This window comes from Nitrospira sp., from assembly GCA_016788885.1.
Classification (GTDB): Bacteria; Nitrospirota; Nitrospiria; order Nitrospirales; family Nitrospiraceae; genus Nitrospira_A.
The window spans coordinates 112,505-130,306 of the sequence record JAEURX010000052.1; the positions used below are offsets into that span (position 1 = coordinate 112,505).

The 17,802-nt window shown below is 59.4% G+C and carries 17 protein-coding genes; 5 read left to right on the forward strand and 12 right to left on the reverse strand.

Annotated features, from left to right (window positions below; translation table 11 throughout):
• Positions 1–162: 162 nt before the first annotated feature.
• Complete coding sequence (locus JNL86_14240) at positions 163–477, reverse strand: hypothetical protein (GenBank protein MBL8044070.1); 315 nt, start codon at positions 475–477, stop codon at positions 163–165.
• A gap of 344 nt (positions 478–821) precedes the next feature.
• On the opposite strand from JNL86_14240, the gene JNL86_14245 reads away from it, so the two are divergent.
• Complete coding sequence (locus JNL86_14245) at positions 822–1,229, forward strand: hypothetical protein (GenBank protein MBL8044071.1); 408 nt, start codon at positions 822–824, stop codon at positions 1,227–1,229.
• Positions 1,230–1,336: 107 nt separating this feature from the next.
• On the opposite strand, the gene JNL86_14250 is transcribed toward JNL86_14245, so the two are convergent.
• The 3 genes from JNL86_14250 to JNL86_14260 all read right to left on the reverse strand — a co-directional run bounded on the left by JNL86_14250 (position 1,337) and on the right by JNL86_14260 (position 4,438).
• Positions 1,337–2,068 (reverse strand): DUF3047 domain-containing protein, encoded by a 732-nt coding sequence (locus JNL86_14250; protein MBL8044072.1) that lies wholly within the window; start codon positions 2,066–2,068, stop codon positions 1,337–1,339.
• An 11-nt stretch (positions 2,069–2,079) separates the two neighbouring features.
• Positions 2,080–3,633, reverse strand: coding sequence for a mercuric reductase (locus JNL86_14255; protein MBL8044073.1), 1,554 nt, complete (start codon positions 3,631–3,633; stop codon positions 2,080–2,082).
• Between the two features lie 88 nt (positions 3,634–3,721).
• On the reverse strand, positions 3,722–4,438 hold the full coding sequence (locus JNL86_14260; protein ID MBL8044074.1) for a TVP38/TMEM64 family protein: 717 nt from the start codon (positions 4,436–4,438) through the stop codon (positions 3,722–3,724).
• 906 nt (positions 4,439–5,344) lie between these two features.
• On the opposite strand from JNL86_14260, the gene JNL86_14265 reads away from it, so the two are divergent.
• The 3 genes from JNL86_14265 to JNL86_14275 all read left to right on the forward strand — a co-directional run bounded on the left by JNL86_14265 (position 5,345) and on the right by JNL86_14275 (position 8,103).
• Positions 5,345–5,989: a molybdopterin-dependent oxidoreductase gene (locus JNL86_14265; protein MBL8044075.1), complete on the forward strand. Its 645-nt coding sequence runs from the start codon at positions 5,345–5,347 to the stop codon at positions 5,987–5,989.
• Between the two features lie 10 nt (positions 5,990–5,999).
• A complete protein-coding gene (locus JNL86_14270; protein MBL8044076.1) occupies positions 6,000–7,118 on the forward strand; it encodes a dipeptide epimerase in 1,119 nt (372 codons plus the stop codon).
• Between the two features lie 166 nt (positions 7,119–7,284).
• Entirely contained in the window at positions 7,285–8,103 is an 819-nt protein-coding gene (locus JNL86_14275; GenBank protein ID MBL8044077.1) for a hypothetical protein, read from the forward strand.
• Between the two features lie 72 nt (positions 8,104–8,175).
• Here the strand turns inward: JNL86_14275 and JNL86_14280 are convergent, their stop codons facing one another.
• Positions 8,176–8,397 (reverse strand): DUF3565 domain-containing protein, encoded by a 222-nt coding sequence (locus tag JNL86_14280; GenBank protein MBL8044078.1) that lies wholly within the window; start codon positions 8,395–8,397, stop codon positions 8,176–8,178.
• Positions 8,398–8,537: 140 nt separating this feature from the next.
• On the opposite strand from JNL86_14280, the gene JNL86_14285 reads away from it, so the two are divergent.
• Positions 8,538–9,449: an NAD(P)-dependent oxidoreductase gene (locus JNL86_14285; GenBank protein ID MBL8044079.1), complete on the forward strand. Its 912-nt coding sequence runs from the start codon at positions 8,538–8,540 to the stop codon at positions 9,447–9,449.
• A 16-nt stretch (positions 9,450–9,465) separates the two neighbouring features.
• Here JNL86_14285 and JNL86_14290 read toward each other — a convergent pair whose 3' ends face one another.
• The 7 genes from JNL86_14290 to JNL86_14320 all read right to left on the reverse strand — a co-directional run bounded on the left by JNL86_14290 (position 9,466) and on the right by JNL86_14320 (position 17,689).
• Positions 9,466–9,921, reverse strand: coding sequence for a hypothetical protein (locus JNL86_14290; GenBank protein ID MBL8044080.1), 456 nt, complete (start codon positions 9,919–9,921; stop codon positions 9,466–9,468).
• Between the two features lie 5 nt (positions 9,922–9,926).
• The gene (locus JNL86_14295) at positions 9,927–10,481 is read right to left on the reverse strand and encodes a heme-binding protein (protein MBL8044081.1); all 555 of its coding nucleotides are present in this window, start codon (positions 10,479–10,481) and stop codon (positions 9,927–9,929) included.
• Between the two features lie 303 nt (positions 10,482–10,784).
• Entirely contained in the window at positions 10,785–11,291 is a 507-nt protein-coding gene (locus JNL86_14300; GenBank protein MBL8044082.1) for a hypothetical protein, read from the reverse strand.
• 139 nt (positions 11,292–11,430) lie between these two features.
• On the reverse strand, positions 11,431–13,416 hold the full coding sequence (locus JNL86_14305; GenBank protein ID MBL8044083.1) for a glycogen debranching enzyme family protein: 1,986 nt from the start codon (positions 13,414–13,416) through the stop codon (positions 11,431–11,433).
• A gap of 14 nt (positions 13,417–13,430) precedes the next feature.
• Positions 13,431–16,106 carry a glucosidase gene (locus JNL86_14310; GenBank protein ID MBL8044084.1) on the reverse strand — a complete coding sequence of 892 codons (2,676 nt, stop codon included), beginning with the start codon at positions 16,104–16,106 and terminating at the stop codon, positions 13,431–13,433.
• Positions 16,107–16,368: 262 nt separating this feature from the next.
• Positions 16,369–16,554, reverse strand: coding sequence for a hypothetical protein (locus tag JNL86_14315; GenBank protein MBL8044085.1), 186 nt, complete (start codon positions 16,552–16,554; stop codon positions 16,369–16,371).
• A gap of 154 nt (positions 16,555–16,708) precedes the next feature.
• Entirely contained in the window at positions 16,709–17,689 is a 981-nt protein-coding gene (locus JNL86_14320) for a right-handed parallel beta-helix repeat-containing protein (protein MBL8044086.1), read from the reverse strand.
• Between the last annotated feature and the right edge of the window lie 113 nt (positions 17,690–17,802).

Genomic DNA, 17,802 nt, shown 5'->3' on the forward strand with positions numbered 1-17,802 from the left:
CGGGGGTGTGCTCGAGGTCCCGTCAAAACAACCGTGCCGTCCACAACAGCGTTGCGGACGGCACGGAACCACTCGACAAGAAGCGCGAGCGCGGGAATCAAGATGCCGGCCAGGCTACCGTATGCAGACCCTGCTGGAGGCCCAGCCCCGAGACGAACACTATCACTGTTGGCGGTCGTGCTTCTGGCGAGCAATATGGCGCGACGTACGATCTTGGGCGTGCCTCAGTCTGGCGCGTTCTTTGTTCGTGACGGCACCGTCGCCCTTGGCCTTGTCCTCCATTTTATTGATGTGCTCCTGCTGATTGTTCAAACGGTTGGCCTCGCGCGTATTCAACTGGCCGTTCGCAATGCCTTGATCGATACGCCGTTCCTGATTCGCCTGCCGCTGATCAATGCCCGGGGTCTCTGCTTGTGCGAACACAACCGATGAGGCGAAAATCGACCATACCGCAGCACTCCAGATCACCTGCTTCATACATCCCCCCTTGGTTAACGACCATGCCTGCCACCCATTCCAACGTACAAGGGGACCGCCACGTTGACAACGAGATTCCATTTTCTGCAGCTGTGTATCCATTGAGATGCAAGGCCCAGGTCGCACACTTCCGGATGACTCATGAGCTGATGCTGCGTCTATGCCTGAGCAGAATTGAACACCTGCGCGCGAAGGACCGCTCTCCGTGAATCTTCGACCGATACAATGTGACAGAACCGCCACAAATCCGACCGATTCAGCACATGGGCGGCGGGACGGGCGGGCATACGGATTGCTGCAGAGGAGGTCGATAGGCCGTGAGCGTTATCGCAAGGAGGAACGAGATGCATAAGATATTGCAACCTTCCCTCGCGACCGTTGCCGTCGCGACCCTCGCAGCCGTCAGCGTCCTCATCACTCCCGCATTTGCCAAAGACAAAGCCGAGAAACACTCGAAGCAAGCGCCCATCACATCAGCCGCCGCCGCGGCATCACTCATGGGCTCTGTACCCGAGCAAGCTCCCACGCCGAAGCCAGGCCACTATGACTCCAAACCGGGAACGGCATGGAAAACCATCGGCGGCACGGTCAAAGACATCCAGGGAGAAACCTATACCGTGGAGGACTACGACGGAAGCCAAATGCAGGTGCGTGTCGGACAGGGCACCAAACACCTACGAGGTCATAAGAAGGTCGGTGACACCATTCGGGCTGAAATTACACATGGTGGCTTCGCCAATTCAGTTCAATGATCCACTGATTCTGCGAACCCGCAGCAGCTCGCCGGTATCCTGGCGCGGCCGCCCCTGTACAGGTCGGCCGCACCGCAGCTCATCGCACACCTACCATCCCCGCGCACCTACTTCATCGCCTGCACGAACACAATGTCGCCGTAATAGGCCACGGCCTGCTCCAACGTGTTGTCCGTGTCGGTCATAATGGCCACACCGTTGATCGCCGGAGGCTCCTCGCCGAAGGCACGCGTATAGTCTTCATACACATTGCGCTCTTCTTCGACCCAGGAACCGACGTGGCGAGAGCCGCTTTGCACGACGATCATTTTGGCGAAGCCGGTGTAGGCGTTGTCTACCATCGTCCCCACCGGACTCTTTCCATCCCAGATGTAGTTGAGCGCGCCGATGGGAATCTCGCCGAACAGGACCTGCCCGGCCTTATACTGCAATTTCTTCCCGAAGCTCACCTTGTCCGGTTCATACGCAAAAGTGATGTAAAGCCGCGCCGGATAATCATCGCCGTCCTTGCGGGCCACATCACTCCGCTCCAGCACATGGTCGATCTTCCAGCGCCAGCGAACGATCGGATACTCACGCGGACTGATCGTCACGGCTCTTGTCAGTCCCGAGGCGGAGGCGTCGCTCACCGCCTTCACAACGGACACTGCCCCATCCTTCACCACTTCGTAGCGCGTGTGCCGTGAGATCTTCTTGAACGTGAGCGGGTTCCACCCCTCCGGTAGACTGTCCCCTGGGGCCGCGAGCGAAAAGGCCCCCACGACCAGCTTGGCCGGATCATTCGCAAGCCCTACCGACGCTGAGCCCAGCAACAAGAGCACCAGCATGCCACGCTGCACTGCAGATAGACTCATCGCCGCAACCAAGCAAAGAGACGGGCCAGGATTGCTTTGGTCCGCGGCGTGAAGTGTGCTTTGCGCCAAAGATTGGCGGTCTTCTTGATGATCTCGGCCCGGGTGGGATAGGGATGGATCGTTGCCGCAATGGTCTTCACACCAACATCTGCCTTCATCGCGACCGACACTTCGCTGATCAGGTCTCCCGCATGGGACGACACAATCGTTGCACCAAGAATCTTGTCGGTCCCTTTCTGAATGTGCAGACGGGCGAACCCTTCCTCGTCCCCATCAAGAATGGCTCGATCGACCTCCGTGAAGGGATAGGTATAGGTTTCGACCTCCACCCCTTTCTGCTTGGCGTCGGCTTCGTAGAGGCCGACGTGGGCGATCTCCGGAGTGGTATAGGTGCACCAGGGCATGTTCAGTGAGTCCGTACTCGCATACCCCAGGCCAAAGGGATGCGGGAACAGGGCGTTTTGAATGACGATCTGCGCCATCGCATCCGCCGCGTGGGTAAATTTGTAGCGTGAGCAGATGTCGCCAGCGGCATAGATCTGCGGATTCGTCGTTTGAAGTCGTTCGTTCACCGTCACCCCGGCCTTGTCGAATGCGACCCCGACCGTCTCCAGTCCCAGTCCCTGGACATTCGGCGAGCGACCCGTCCCCACGACAATCTCATCGACGATCACTTCATGGCGCTGGCCATGGGACTCCACGACTAGACGCTTTCCGTTGGAGATGGTCTCAACCCTCACATCCTTTCCGCAACAGTGCAGCGTGACCCCATCCTTGGCCATCACCCGTTGAACAATCTCCGCCGCATCCCGATCCTCGTTCGGCATGATGCCGTGCATAGCTTCAAACAGCGAAACGCGGCTGCCGAATCGCGCAAATGCCTGCGCTAATTCACATCCAATCGGTCCCGCACCGATCACCGCCATCCGCCGAGGCAGCTCCGTCAGCGAAAACACCGTATCGTTCGTGAGGTACCCTGCTTCCTCCAGCCCGGGAATGGGAGGGGCCGAGGCGCTCGCGCCCGTGCAGACCGCTGCTTTGACGAACGACAAGATCCGATCTCCCGACGGCCCCTCCACCACCACACGGTCCTGGCCGGCAAATCGGCCCTGGCCGATGTAGACATCCACGCCCAGCGAGGCGTATCGATGTGCGGAGTCCATATGGCTGATTCTGGCACGCACCTGCCTCATCCTGGACATCGCCACACCAAAGTCATACGTCGCCGCAGAACCCATCTGCGCACCAAACGCAGAAAGATTGCGCAACTGCGCCCACGCATTGGCCGCACGAATGAGGGCTTTGGACGGCACACAGCCGACATTCAAACAGTCCCCCCCCATCAGATGTCGTTCGATCAAGGCCACTTTCGCGCCCAAACCTGCCGCAACCACCGCGGTGATCAACCCTGCCGTGCCCGCCCCCAGGACAACGATGTTGTATCGCCCTGTGGGTTCAGGGTTCACCCATGCGGGTGGATGAACGTTCTCCACGAGCGTGCGGTTGAATTCGTCATCCGGCAACACCATCTGCTGCGCCGGAGTTGCCATAGCAGCAGAGACATCTCTCGCGTCACGCGACATCATCGCAACCTTTCTCCCTGCGCCCATGAGAGATCATCCTGCATGCGTTCGCTTGCTACACCGCCCTGCCGGCGATTTTTTTGTAGAGGATGGGGACCAGTGCCAGTAGCCCTAACAACATAAAGGCCATCAAGACATTCGGCGAGACAATTTCCTTGAGCGAATTGATCGTGCCCAGCTGACGCCCCGCATAGGCGAAGACGAAACTGCCTGGAATGATCCCTAACGACGTGGCGACCACATAGGTTCCAATGGACACGCGAGTCAATCCCGACACCATATTGACCAGGAAAAATGGAAACAGCGGAATCAGACGCAGGGTCATGAGATAACTGAACGCGTTCTTGGCAAACCCCTCTTGAATGGCACCCAAGCGGCTCCCGAACTTGCGTTCCACCCAATCCCGCAACAGATAGCGCGCCACCAGAAACGCCAGGGTCGCCCCCACAGTCGCTCCGACGTTGACATACAGGGTCCCTAAGACACTGCCGAACAAAAATCCTCCGGCCAGGGTCATGATCGCCCCACCGGGCAATGACAACCCGACCACGGCACAGTATGCGCCGATGAACAGGGCCACGGCGGTCGAATAGTGGGCGTCGGTAAAGTCCATCAGGTGGTCGCGGTTGGCTTTCAGCCCGTCCAACGAGAGGTACCGCCCAAGGTCAAAATAAAAAAACGCCGCAACCGCAAGTACGACAGACAGTCCGAGCATCAGTTTGCCGAAGTTGGAGCCGGTGGGTTGCGAGGATGCGTCTGCAGAAGTGGTCATCGTAGTCCTATTCTCCCTGGCGGTATCATCGTGTCTCCTTATGCATGTGTCAATTGCGCCCTCACCGTATTGAGCGGCGGGACAGTCCGCCATAGCGCTTGCCGCCACGCCGCACACACACGTCCTCACTCCCGCAAGGGAATGTCGGACCCGTCGCCTACCGAACCCATTGGTCGAATCTGTCACCGACTTTTTCGTCGGACCACTCAAGTACGGAACACAGCCCTCCGAAAGATCTCTTGAAGCTCGGGTGTCAGAGGAGGTAATGTCATGCTCTCGATACTGATTGATCTCCTGGATCCTGCTATGCCGACAACACATTCGGTTTCACAGCAGACTCGTACCTCGCACCCCAGTTATGACACCGCTTCACACGTGTGGATGCGCCCCTGTCCGCACTGCAGTTCACGCCTGAGAAAAACTTCTCCTGAAGAATCATGGCGTTGCAGTTGCGGCTGGCGCTCGGAGTGACGTGGTACAATTGCATCATAGCAGGGGGGTGATGTCATGGGACCGCTCTCGGTGCACGATATGAAAGGTGGCTTCTTTCTCATCGCAAGCTTCGTTCTCTTGGCGACGATTTGTGCCATCGCCGCGCTGGGAACGTTGATGCGCCCGCAACGCTGGTGTGAACGAGAGACCAGGCTCCACGCCTAATCTCTCTTCCTTCTGCAGCCACGCGGCATGATGGCCTTCCGTAGCCACGCGCGAGCTTCCGTCTAAACTGTCCATCCCCGACACGATCCATAAGCCCCCACAATTTCAATCATTTCCGCTGGCAGTCTCGTTTCTCGCCTTCTGAGCTCCCCTGTACCAGATTCCATCCCCTCACGCCATGCTCGCTAGCCCTGCGCCCTTGCCAGTTGATGGATACTTGCCCTACTCTGTCACCGTAGGAGGCTGGGTATGGATCAGAACGACCGCTTGATAAAGAGCAAGGAAAATTGGGCCAGGGCTCGTCGCGGAGGGGAAGAGCGTGAGGTCTTCTATGAGGGAGATGATCGGCTTCCACCGGGCCAGCATCTGGTCGAAACCTGGCCGGTGCTGGACCTTGGACACAAGCCGGAGATTCCTCTGGTGGATTGGAGATTGACCATTGGAGGTGCCGTCACCACGACCGTAACCTGGACATGGGACGACTTTCTCGCCCAGCCGCAGTTCAAGGACGTGTCAGACTTCCATTGTGTCACCTCCTGGAGTCGGTATGACAATGAATGGGAAGGGGTTAGCTTCAAACAGCTGATGACGGTCGTCCAGCCGCTCGCATCCGCCCGATTCGTCCTGTTCAAGTCGTACGACGATTACACCACCAATTTGCCCCTGAGTGCCTGCCAGGATGACGATGTTTTGCTCACGTACAAATGGAGTGGGCGCCCACTCACAAAGGAACATGGCGGCCCTGTCCGCATGATCGTCCCGAAGCGATATGCCTGGAAGGGTGCCAAATGGATCAAGGAGATCACGTTTTCAGAGCATGACGAGAAAGGCTTCTGGGAAGTACGGGGCTATTCCAATACGGCCTTCCCCTGGAAGAACGACCGGTACGGCTGACCTACGGATTGTGAGTCCAAGACACCCGGTGACACCACACACCATTCAACGCATCCAGATCTGGCCAGTTGATATCCCGATTACGGATCCGTTTGTTGTCGCCACCGGCGCACGAGTCACGGCACAAAACCTCTTCATCCGAGTCACATTGCATGACGGTGCGCAAGGCATCGGGGAGGCGGCTCCCTTTCCGGAAGTCGGAGGAGAAGATCGACCGACCTGCCTTGCCGCCGCGACGAACCTTGCCCGGACGATGATCGGCCAATCGGCCGCAGACTACGAATCTCTTGCCGACCGATTGACTGAGCTGTCCCCGCTCCAGCCTGCCGCCCGCTGCGGACTGGAAACCGCCGTACTCGATGCCTATTGCCGATCACAAGGCGTGCCGCTGTGGCGGCTGTGGGGAGCAGCCGACATCCGTGACCATCAAACCGATATCACTATCCCGATCTGCGATCTGGAGAAGACCGTGGCCCTGTCACGCGCCTGGTATGGTCGAGGGTTCCGCCTGTTTAAAATGAAAGTCGGCACTGATGTGGAGGAGGACATTCGCCGACTCCACGCCGTGCACGAGGCGCTCCCAGGGATCAGTTTTATTGGTGATGGGAATCAGGGATTTTCCCGCGAAGACTGCCTCCGCTTTGCCGGCGGCGTCAAACAATTCGGAGGGCGGCTGATACTGCTCGAACAGCCGGTGGTACGAGATGACCTCGAGGGTCTGCAGGCGATCCGCCATCTGACCGGCATACCCGTAGCCGCAGACGAATCCGTGCGATCGTTAGAGGATGCGCGCCGGGTCGTCGCGATGCACGCTGCCGACTACATCAATATCAAGATCATGAAAACCGGGGTGATCGAAGCTCGACGCATCGCCGCCTATACCCGCTCGATCGGCCTCCGTCTCATGGTCGGAGGGATGCTGGAAACTCGCATTGCCATGGGCTGCTCGTTCAGCCTCGTGCTAGGCATGGGCGGCTTTGATGTCCTTGATCTGGATACCCCGTTGCTTCTCTCGAACGACCCCATCGTCGGTGGCTACCGATACAGCGGTCCGCGATTATACCCCTGGCAGGAATCAGGCCTTGCGATGCAGGTGTCGTCCCCGACAGACGGCATCATCATTCAATAGGCGACCGATCACCAATCCCCCTCACAGACAACCGGCTGCAGGTTTCCTGAAATATTTTGCCGTTTTCCCCCTTTTCTGAAAAATTAACCTGAGGCACAGTGGCTCTGCAGAGGGCGGGCCACCTGTTGCATAGACTGCCACTCTACGCACCTGAGAGGAACGTCCCATGCCATCAATGACCCAATCTTCGCGGACAGCGAACGTCTCGGCTCTGACGGCCCGAGCCATCACACTCTGCTGGATAGTGGGCAGCGCTGCGTTGATCTTGGGAGGCTGTGTCTCACAACGAACCTATGACACCGCCAAACATGAAGCAAAAACGAGAGCCACTGAACTCGCGCAGGCCCAATCGGAGCTCCGTGGTCTGGAGCAGCAACGGGAGGAGGCGCATCTCGCCAACCAGCGTGATGAACGCGCCCTCACCGCGCTGAAGAGCGAGTTGAGGAAGATCCAGGCCTCGTATGATCAGATCCACAAAGCCAATCAGGCCAAACTGGCGCTTCTGGAACAGAACATCACCACGTTACGAGCCCGACACCAGGCGATGCTGAAGGAAATCGGCGAGACCAAGCGTCTGGAAAAACGGTTGGAGGCTCTCACGGCCCAGCGTGAACAGACCATGGCGCCCGTCGACGCAGCGACGGACGCGCAGGCGACCATGATTGATCACGTGCAGCCGGCGCCAGCCATGGTCGCAGTGATCACCCCTCAACCGGCTCCCGCAGAAACCTCAGCGGCCCCCGCGACAGCTCCGGCGCCGGCGCCAGCCACACCAGCGGTAAGCCCAACTCCCACTGCAGCCGCGCCACAGCCGACGCCGTCGGTGGCTCCATCTACGCCATCACCGGTACCGGCAAAAGTTGCTCAAGCACCAGCCGCACAGCCGGCCCCTCGCCCTGCGACCGCCGCAGCTCCGCAGGAAGACTCCTGGTTCTCGAGCGTCACCGGCTGGTTCTCGTCCCTGCTGAACTGGATCTGGGCCTAAGCCCCCGCAGGGTTAAGTACCCGACACCTGCTCAAGACGCCCCACACACCGGCATCAGCTCTATCGAGCCCATTAGGACGGGGCCTCGGTAGGGCTGTACCCGTCACCCCCCTCTTCACATTTTTTACAATTGAGTTCGGTGCCGAGGAACGCACGCCGCCCCTCCAAGGTCAGCACCCAAGGGCGACTCGTCATCGGCGGTTGATGGCGCACGTGCTGGCCATGCCCGCAGCGAAGGTCTGCGACCCAATGGCCTTCTTCATCCTGATGATATCCGATAATGGCCTGTTGCATTCCTGGCTCCCCACCGCTCCTGATGACGCACGCACAATTCCGCCGGCCGGACACCCGCCGGCGCCAAGACATGTGCATCAGAAACGACTATGGTACACTTCCGCGCTAACAAGAGCAGCATGTTTTCCAGGAGGAGATGGATGGCACAGTCAGAATTTCGTATCGGCATCGTCGGTGTTGGACGCATGGGAGCCAACATGGCCCGACGGCTCCAGGAACTCCGCTATCCCGTCGTCGCCGTGTATGACTGCGATGCACAACGCGCGAAAGAATTGGCGAGTGAGCTGGGATGCATGGCCGCCTCAACCCTGGCAGATCTAGCCGAGCTGACCAACACGGTGCTGACCGTTGTATCGGATGATGGGGCCATGCGGAAGATTTATGCGCCAGGGTCGGCTGACAGCCTCTTACGACACGCGACCGGCCGACTCTTTATCAATTGCGCGACGCTGTCTCCGGCCCTCCAACGGGATGTCCACACTTTGGTGGAGCAACAAGGCGGACAGTGCCTCGAGGCCTGCATGGCGAGCAGCATCACACAAGCTCGCCAAGGGACGCTCTACCTCATGTGCGGCGGACGACGTGACGTCTTCGATCGGGCCGCCCCCCTCCTGAAAGCGTTGAGCGCACATCTCCGCTATATCGGTCCGGCCGGTGAAGCCGCCAACGTAAAAGCCCTCGTGAATATGGTGATGAACGCCAATACGGCGGCCTTGGCAGAAGGTCTGGGATTGGGGTCTGCACTGGGCCTCGACCTGACGATGCTGCGCGAAGTGTTCGCTCAAACCGGCGCCAATTCGCGCGTGTTGGAAACCGACGGTGAGGACATGCAGCAGCGTGCGCACGACTGTTATTTTTCAGCCGCTCATGCCGCCAAAGACTCAGGAATCGCCTGCAGTCTGGCCAAAGAGGTCGAATTGAACCTCCCAGTAGCACACGCCACCCACGAGCAATATCGACGCTTGGTCGCGATGGGCAAGGGGGAGATGGACAAGTCAGCCGTGGCGGAACTGACCTTCAAAGAGCGGCTGACGGCGTCACGTGCCGACTGAGCAGCATGGCTCTCGATTACGGCTTTTCAAACGGCCGCTCCGATTTGACCGACGGTGAGAGAAACTGCCAGCGCTTCTGTGTATCGATATCGAACGTGCCCAAATAGGTTGCCTGCCCGGCCAGCGACTGAAATTCCACCAGGCGAATGGCACAGCTGTGCGGGTCCACCACCCTCGCGTCGTACTGCCCTAAGACCGTGATGACGCCAGAGGTCTGCTGGTACACATTGCGGCGTCCGGCATAGCCGGTGTCAGGGAACAGCTCAGCCGTGGCCTCGCAACCCTGCCGACCCTCCACACGAAGCGTCAACCGATAACGGGACAGAAACGGATGGGTTGCGACACGAGTCAGACGGACGCGCAGACCGACGGAGGGTAGATCCACCTCCGCCGGTTCTGGGCGATCACTATTGCACGCCGTCAGGAAAAGAGCCAGGCCGACCACCATCCAGCCCGGTCCCCGTCCCCGCATTCGCATCATTTTGCCGCAGGCATCTTCGAGGCAGCCCCGATGGCATCGAGACCGGCTTCAGCACAGGCATCATCCAGATGAGTGCCGGGAGCTCCACCGACCCCGATCGCTCCGACAACTTCACCCGCGATTTCGATCGGCAGACCGCCACCAACCATCAGGATGCTCTCATTCATCTCGCGCAAAGCCTGCAAGGCCGGTTGCTTGGCAATCATGTCCGCCAAGTCGGTCGTCGCACGCCTCAGGCTGGCCGAGGTGTAGGCTTTCTTCCTGCTACTGTCGACCGTGTGCGGACCGGCCCCGTCAGCTCGCAGCATAGCGCGCAGGACACCGGCACGATCCACCACCGAGGCACTGACCCGATACCCGTCCTTCTTACAGAAATCCAGCGCGGCCTGCGCGGCCTTCCCTGCCAATGAGGCCGGCAACACCGATTCTTTCGGCAATTCGTCCGCCGCATTCGCCACGAACAACCCTTGCCCGGCCATCAGCAAGATCACAGCCACCGCCCCCACGCTGCCCAACTTCCCCCCGGACACCTGTATCGCCCGTCCCATCATTCGCCTCCCATGGTCGTGTTCTCTCTGGACCAGAATCCTCACGCCGACATCGCGAGCCTACGGCCATCCTCCCGCGCTGTCAATATCCAACCACCGGCGCAGAGATCCGTGAGACAGGCACAGTAGACGAAGAGGAGAGAGCGAATCTCGCCGCCGGCCAGGGAAGCCCCCTGCCTTCGTGGGCTACGCAATCAATAGCGAATCCCGACGACACGCACTCGCGCATGATCATGGACTCCGCAATGATGGAGAATCGGCCGGAAGAGCGGGCCGAAGCAGGAAACGAGACGAGATCGACGATCGCTAGTAGATGGAAATGGGGTGGATCACGGGATCGACTGCGCCGGGACGATGCAATTCCTCAATCCATACCTTGGCCTGCGCGACATAGAACGTGTAGTCGCTCTCCGGATAACTCAGCACCACGGCGTACAGAAGTTGTTCGGCCTCCTGTTCCCGCCCCGCACTGAGACTTGTCCGGGCTGCCTGCAAGGTGCACGACGCAGCCAGAGCCTTGGGGTCCACGGTCGTGCGAACCGGCTGTCTCGTGACGAACCGATCCAGACTTTTCGGAACATCCGGAGCAGGGACCACATGCGTATCGGCGGACTGCTGTAATTGCTTTGCCGCCGACAAGACCGTCTCCACATCCCCGCTGGACTGACAGTGGCGGTACAACTCCCACATCGACATCACCGAGGTCGACGGCGAGGTCGTCGCTTTCGTGGAGCCATCAAACAGCTGACAACCGGCGAACAACATTCCGGCAGACAACACCGCAGACAGAGGTATCACTGTGGACCGTGCCATTGATCGTATGCTTACCGGAACGGTTCCGACGCTGTCAAGAATTTTGGCGAGGAATCCTGAGAAAAGATCACTGCGTCCGTCACGAGTGCGATTTCGACAAGACGAACATTCGGAACGGCCGCAACCATGACACCATGCATCAGCGCACGACCGGCGCACCCTCGCGAGTCATGCCGACGTCTTCGATGAGGGCGCGTAACGGCTCCGCCACGGACCAGGCCTGCGCGATGCACCCACGTGCCCGGTGCGGAAGTTCCCCGTCGAAGATTTCCGACACCTGCCCCAGGCAGCCCTCTTCAAGATGCTGGGACAATCCCTGGAGAAACTGTCGTGCTTCACGCCGAACCTCAGGACTGTCCCCATAGGTCTTCACCCAGGCCGTCACGAAGGGGCCAAGCAGGAACGGCCACACGGTTCCTTGGTGATACGCGGCGTCCCGTTCGGCCACGCCGCCTTCGTACGATGCGAAAAAGCGAATATCTTCCGGCGCCAGCGTCCGCAGCCCGACCGGCGTGAGAAGTCGCTCCTTGAGCAATTGGAGAATCTGTTTGGCCTGCACATCGGTCACCAACTGATCATCCAGCGCCAAGGCAAAGATCTGGTTGGGGCGCAGGGAGGCATCGTCGCCGGTCAGCCCGTCCACGACATCGAACAAATACCCTCCGGTTCGGTACCAAAACCGCTCTCGGAATGATGCGGTCGCACGGGCGCGATGCTCTCGACACTGCGCCGCATAGGCCGGCTCGCCGAATTGCTCTGCCAAGCCTGCGGCAACCGCCAAGGCCCGCACCCAGAGTGCTTGAACCTCGACCGGTTTGCCGTGGCGCGGCGTGACGACCCAATCGCCGATCTTGACGTCCATCCAGGTTAGCTGCACTCCTTCGACGCCACCGGTGATCAGGCCATCGTCATCCATACGGATTCCGAACCGCGTGCCTTGACGATAGCCGTCAAGAATCTGCTTGATCGCCGGCCAGGCAATCCGCTGCACACCGGCAAGATCACGGCTGTACTGCAGGTAGCGATCGACCGTGTGAATGAACCACAAGGATGCATCGATCGTGTTGTACTCCGGCTGTTCGCCGATATCAGGGAACCGATTGGGCACCATCCCTTGCGACACGTACGAGGCAAACGCCTCGATCACCTGCCGTGCCACGTCATATCGACCGGTGACCAGACAGAGCCCAGGTAACGCCACGAACGTATCGCGGCCCCAATCGGCAAACCAGGGATACCCGGCGATCACTGTCTGCCTGGCTCCCCGCTGAACCAGGTAGGCATTCGACGCCACCCACAGGCGGCGTGTCAGTTCGTCCTCGGTCGGCGCAGAACTCACCAATCCGGCGCGGCGACGGCGCTCCGTCTCCACCAGCTGCGTCACACTGAGGGTCGGCATAGTCTCCGTCGTACACACCAGTTCAGCCGTCGTACCCGGTGTGAGCGTGAACAGGCACTCGCCCGGTGACCACCAATCTTCGACATGATCGAGCCCACGCTCCTGCTCCACCCTGTAATGAATATGACGGTACCAATCAGGCTGGTGATGGTACTGGCCGTTGTGCAGAGCCCGCACCGCAGGCAAGCCCTCATAGGGATGCCAAACCACCTGCCCCTCCGTGACCGTCGCCTCGTTTCGCAATGTGGCATTTTCCAAATGCGTCGCATGAAAATCCCGTCCGGTGAGCATCGGTCGCACGCGCAGCACTACGGGCAGTGAGATGTCATCAAGCAATCGCCAGCGAAGGATCACCAGATCACGTCCATGCGGACAGACTAGCTCCCGCTCCAATCGAATGCCACGACAGGCAAACTGCCAGGTCGGCCAGGGCGCGTCGGAAAACTGTTCGCAATAGTGATAGCCCTCGGGATGAACGGCTCCGGCATAGAGGTTCGTCGAAAGCGGATACGTCTCCCCGCCGACCTCGATGGATTCCTCCAGATGATTGACCAACGTCACCCGATCGACCGGCGGATGCCTGGCCACGAGTAGCAACGCATGGTACCGGCGGGTGTTGGCACCGGCGACCGTCCCCGACGCATACCCGCCGCGGCCGTTCGATTCCAGCCACTCCAGACTCAACGCCCGCTCAAGATCCCGGCACCCTCTCGCGTCAATCGTCATGACATTACTCCGAATTATGTCCCTGACTGCTGAATCAATTTGGCAACCAGGCCGGTCCAGCCGGTCTGGTGACTGGCGCCGATTCCGGCCCCGTTGTCGCCATGGAAATATTCGTAGAACTGAACAAGATCACGCCAATGCGGATCCTGTTGGAACTTGTCCGTACCACCGTACACAGGACGTCGGCCATCCGTCCCGCGCAGAAACGTATGCGTGAGACGACGGGACAACTCCGCCGCAACATCGGCGAGATGACGGCGCTGCCCGGAACCGGTCGGATACTCGACGGTAAACGAATCGCCGAAATAGTAATGAAACTTCTGGAGCGATTCGATGAGCAGATAATTCACGGGAAACCAGACCGGTCCCCGCCAATTGGAGTTGCCGCCAAAGAGGCCGGTTGTGGATTCCGCCGGCTGATACTCCACGCTATGCGTCGTGCCCATCATCGACAGGATGTAAGGGTGTTCCTGGTGATAGCGGGACAAGGCCCTTACCCCATACGGAGACAAAAACTCGCGCTCATCCAGCAAATATCGCAACACCTTCGGCAGTCGCTGGCGATTGACCAACGACAGGAACCGGCGCACCTCTCCGTTCTGCGACTGGGTTTCAATGTGAAGGCTAAAATCCGGTCGATTTTCAATGAACCACTGCATGCGATGCTTAAAGCGCGGCAACCGGTCGATGAGCTCCGAGTCCAACGTTTCGACCGCAAACAACGGAATCAGGCCGACCATCGAGCGGACCTTCATGGGAAACGTCCTGCCGTCAGGCAGATGCAGCACGTCGTAAAAAAATCCGTCTTCCCGGTTCCAGAGTTCGATCTTCGCGTTGCCGATGTTGTTCATAGCCCGGCAGATGTATACGAAATGCTCGAAGAACTTACTGGCCACATCTTCATAGGCCCGATCATCACGCGCCAACTCCAGGGCGATGGACAGCATGTTCAGACAATACATGCCCATCCAACTCGTGGCGTCCGATTGTTCGATCTGCCCGCCGGTGGGGAGCGGTTTACTTCGGTCGAACACCCCGATGTTGTCTAATCCCAGGAACCCGCCCTGAAAGATGTTTTTCCCGTCGGCATCCTTCCGATTGACCCACCACGTGAAATTCAGCAGCAGTTTGTGGAACACCCGCTCCAGAAAGACTCGATCTCCCACCCCTTTCCGTTTCTTCTCGATCTTGTAGACCCGCCAGGCGGCCCACGCGTGCACGGGAGGATTCACGTCGCCCAAGGCCCACTCATAGGCGGGGATTTGCCCGTTCGGGTGCATATACCATTCACGGAGCATCAAGACGAGCTGGTCCTTGGCGAAGCGGGAATCGACCAGCGCGATCGGCAGACAGTGAAACGCCAGATCCCAGGCGGCATACCAGGGATACTCCCATTTGTCCGGCATGGAGATGACATCGGCGTTGTAGAGGTGCGTCCAGTCGGCGTTCCTCCCACGCAGCCGCTCAACGGGTGGTTCAGGGCCTGCCGGATCCCCCTTCAACCAACGATCGACTTCATAGTGATAAAACTGCTTACTCCACAGGAGGCCGGCAAAGGCTTGCCGCTGAACCAACCTCGCGTCGTCGGACACATTCGGTGGTGCCAGGGGCGCATAGAACGCATCGGCCTCCCGGAGCCGCGACGTAAAGACCGCATCAAACGCTGCGGGGTCGAGCGCACCTTCGGCTGAACCATTCGTGAAGCGCAGTCGGAGGCTCACCGGCTGGCCAGGCTGGGTGGAAAGGACATAGTGCGCCGCGGCTTTGGAGCCGACCTGCTCCGGATTGACGGCAGCCTGCTCTCCCTGCACGACGTAGTCGTGAAAACTGTCTTTCACATACCGCGCGCCGTCCTCGTCGCCATACAGACGCCGCGTATTGGTCTCATTTTCGGTGAACAGGAGATCGGGAGCCCCCTCGCACAGCAGTTGCCGCCGGCCGTAGTAGTCGTGATCGAACTCCACCACGCTGACCCCAGGCATGGAGTTCCCCTTGCGCATCCGCGGGCGGCGCACATCGAGCCCCCACGACCAGGTGTTCCGAAACCAGATCGTCGGCAACACCGTCAGCGTCGCAGGCAGCGGGCCCCGGTTGATGACCTGAACCCGCACCAACAAATCCTCCGGTGAGGCCTTCGCATACTCCACGAACACATCGAAGTAGCGGTCACCGTCGAACACGCCCGTATCCAGCAGCTCGAACTCCGGATCGCTCCGGGTTCGGCGGCGGTTCTCTTCGACAAGCTGCGTGTAGGGAAACGCGGCCTGCGGGTACTTGTACAGAAACTTCATGTAGGAATGCGTGGGGGTCGAGTCGAGGTAGAAATAGTACTCCTTGAGATCCTCTCCGTGGTTCCCTTCGTGGCCGGTGAGACCGAACATCCGTTCTTTGAGAATCGGATCGCGCCCGTTCCAAAGCGCCAGTGCAAAACACACGAACTGGTGGCGATCGCAGATCCCCGCCAGGCCGTCCTCGTTCCACCGATAGGCTTTCGAGCGGGCGTGATCGTGGGGAAGTGACTCCCAGGCCGTCCCATCGGGGCTATAGTCCTCCCGCACCGTCCCCCAGGCCCGTTCGCTCAAGTAGGGCCCCCACCGCTTCCAATGCTTGCGGCGCAGATCATCCTCATCAAGGCGCTGCTGCTCCGCCGAGGGATGGCGTGCAGCCTCCCCCCCTGCCGATGTCGACATACGACGCAGACTCCCGTCCCAAGACCGCAATGGGCCCAACAAAGGGAGCCAGCATGCACTCGGCGTCGAAAAGATTCAACTACCGTTCGGACCGAGGACTTTCTCCTGCTCGGAAGCAGAACGAACGGGGGTTGGCAGACGAGAACAGACGGGAGACTGGGGAAAGGGGACGACAGATTGTTGTGAATTTGAGACTAACCGGAACGAGTGAACCGACTGCGCAAAGAGGAGGTCGGCGCGGCTCACCCGGGAGGGAGAGGCCTTAACTCCAAATCACGCCTTCTTGGTTCATGAGATAGTCGATGACCTCGATGCTATCTCGCAGCTGGAGTTGCGCCTGCTCGGACATGGGTAACACCGCCCCAAGCAGCTTGCCGGATTCCACTTCCGCGAGGTTGGGAATCCCGTCGGTACTGCGCTTTTCTAGATCGAATCGAAAGCTGGCCACGTCGTACCTCCAATCCCTTGTCGGTCGTAGTACAGCAATTCTTGAGCCACACCTGGGCCGCGTACTGTCGCTGCTCACCTTGAAGCATAGCACACGGGCTTGCCCGCCCGAGGAGGCCGGCTGACGGCTGAATTTATGCTGTGTTGATCGAGGTTTAGTGGGATTCGGTGAGCGGAGGAAGGGCACCAAGATAGGGGAAGTCACCGATTCGCAGCAGTGAGGTATCCGCTCGCAGTCTGAAATCGTCTCGGGCAGTGTCAACGAAGCGTGGATCCACCGTCAAATCAGAATCGGGCTTCAATTCGGGGGCCGGCTGGTTGGGGTTGCCGGAGCGTAAATAGTTGGAGCCGGAATTCTGCATGGCATTATAGGACAACAACACTCGGCTGGAGCCGCCTACGACGAATCCGTAGGAATTCAAGCTGATGATGTTCCCGGATGCCTCGTTTTGGGAAGTTCCAAGAAACGCGGCCCCTCCGCCGTTTTTCACAAACGTATTCCCGACCAAGACGGCTCGGGATTGATCATTGACGATCACTGCCTCGAACAGGCTCCGCGTGATGACATTTCGTTCCAACCGCACGGTGGACTTGCCCGCGACACTGACCCCATGATCATTGTCATGGACGAAATTTCCTCGCATGACAGCTTGTGAGTTCGCAAACTGAACCCCCGTGGTTTCGCTGCCCCCGATGTCGCAATCTTCGATCCGCACATCCTCGACCTGCTGCGTGAACAACATCCCTTTCACACGCGCATGATGGAAGTGAATGCCGCGACCGTTAAACATGCCCATCGCATGCCCGCCATGTTCATTGACGGTGATGCCGGAAATCTCAATGTTCGTGGCCCCATAGGGCCACTTGCCGATGTGGAACACTCCTACCCGTTCACGCCCCAGGATCGTGACTTGGTCCATGCCGGCCCCGATCAGCCTCACGTTTTCTTTGCTGTGAATCGTGACATCTTCGGCGTAGGCGCCGGGTCGGATCAGAATGGTGTCTCCCTTCTTCGCCGCATCAACCGCCTCCTGAATGGACCGGTACTGCCCGGATCCGTCCAGGGCCACCACCAGAGGCGCACGTTCCGCAGTCGCAGGGTCTTCCGCCTGCGCACCAGCCACTCCAGCAGTCACGACAGCGAGGCCTAGGAACACACTTCGAATGAGAGCGTACAGCATATGGATGGCTATACCGCCGGGACCAGCGAGAAGTCAATCGAGCCTCGTTGCGGGGGCAGCCACCCCGT

Bases quoted from the DNA above. Each gene is read 5' to 3' on its own strand.
- JNL86_14305 (MBL8044083.1), bottom strand. From the start codon at position 13,416: ATGACGATTGACGCGAGAGGGTGCCGGGATCTTGAGCGGGCGTTGAGT.
- JNL86_14245 (MBL8044071.1), top strand. From the start codon at position 822: ATGCATAAGATATTGCAACCTTCCCTCGCGACCGTTGCCGTCGCGACC.
- JNL86_14310 (MBL8044084.1), bottom strand. From the start codon at position 16,106: ATGTCGACATCGGCAGGGGGGGAGGCTGCACGCCATCCCTCGGCGGAG.
- JNL86_14255 (MBL8044073.1), bottom strand. From the start codon at position 3,633: ATGGCAACTCCGGCGCAGCAGATGGTGTTGCCGGATGACGAATTCAAC.
- JNL86_14260 (MBL8044074.1), bottom strand. From the start codon at position 4,438: ATGACCACTTCTGCAGACGCATCCTCGCAACCCACCGGCTCCAACTTC.
- JNL86_14285 (MBL8044079.1), top strand. From the start codon at position 8,538: ATGGCACAGTCAGAATTTCGTATCGGCATCGTCGGTGTTGGACGCATG.
- JNL86_14275 (MBL8044077.1), top strand. From the start codon at position 7,285: ATGCCATCAATGACCCAATCTTCGCGGACAGCGAACGTCTCGGCTCTG.
- JNL86_14300 (MBL8044082.1), bottom strand. From the start codon at position 11,291: ATGGCACGGTCCACAGTGATACCTCTGTCTGCGGTGTTGTCTGCCGGA.
- JNL86_14240 (MBL8044070.1), bottom strand. From the start codon at position 477: ATGAAGCAGGTGATCTGGAGTGCTGCGGTATGGTCGATTTTCGCCTCA.
- JNL86_14265 (MBL8044075.1), top strand. From the start codon at position 5,345: ATGGATCAGAACGACCGCTTGATAAAGAGCAAGGAAAATTGGGCCAGG.
- JNL86_14290 (MBL8044080.1), bottom strand. From the start codon at position 9,921: ATGCGGGGACGGGGACCGGGCTGGATGGTGGTCGGCCTGGCTCTTTTC.
- JNL86_14295 (MBL8044081.1), bottom strand. From the start codon at position 10,481: ATGATGGGACGGGCGATACAGGTGTCCGGGGGGAAGTTGGGCAGCGTG.
- JNL86_14280 (MBL8044078.1), bottom strand. From the start codon at position 8,397: ATGCAACAGGCCATTATCGGATATCATCAGGATGAAGAAGGCCATTGG.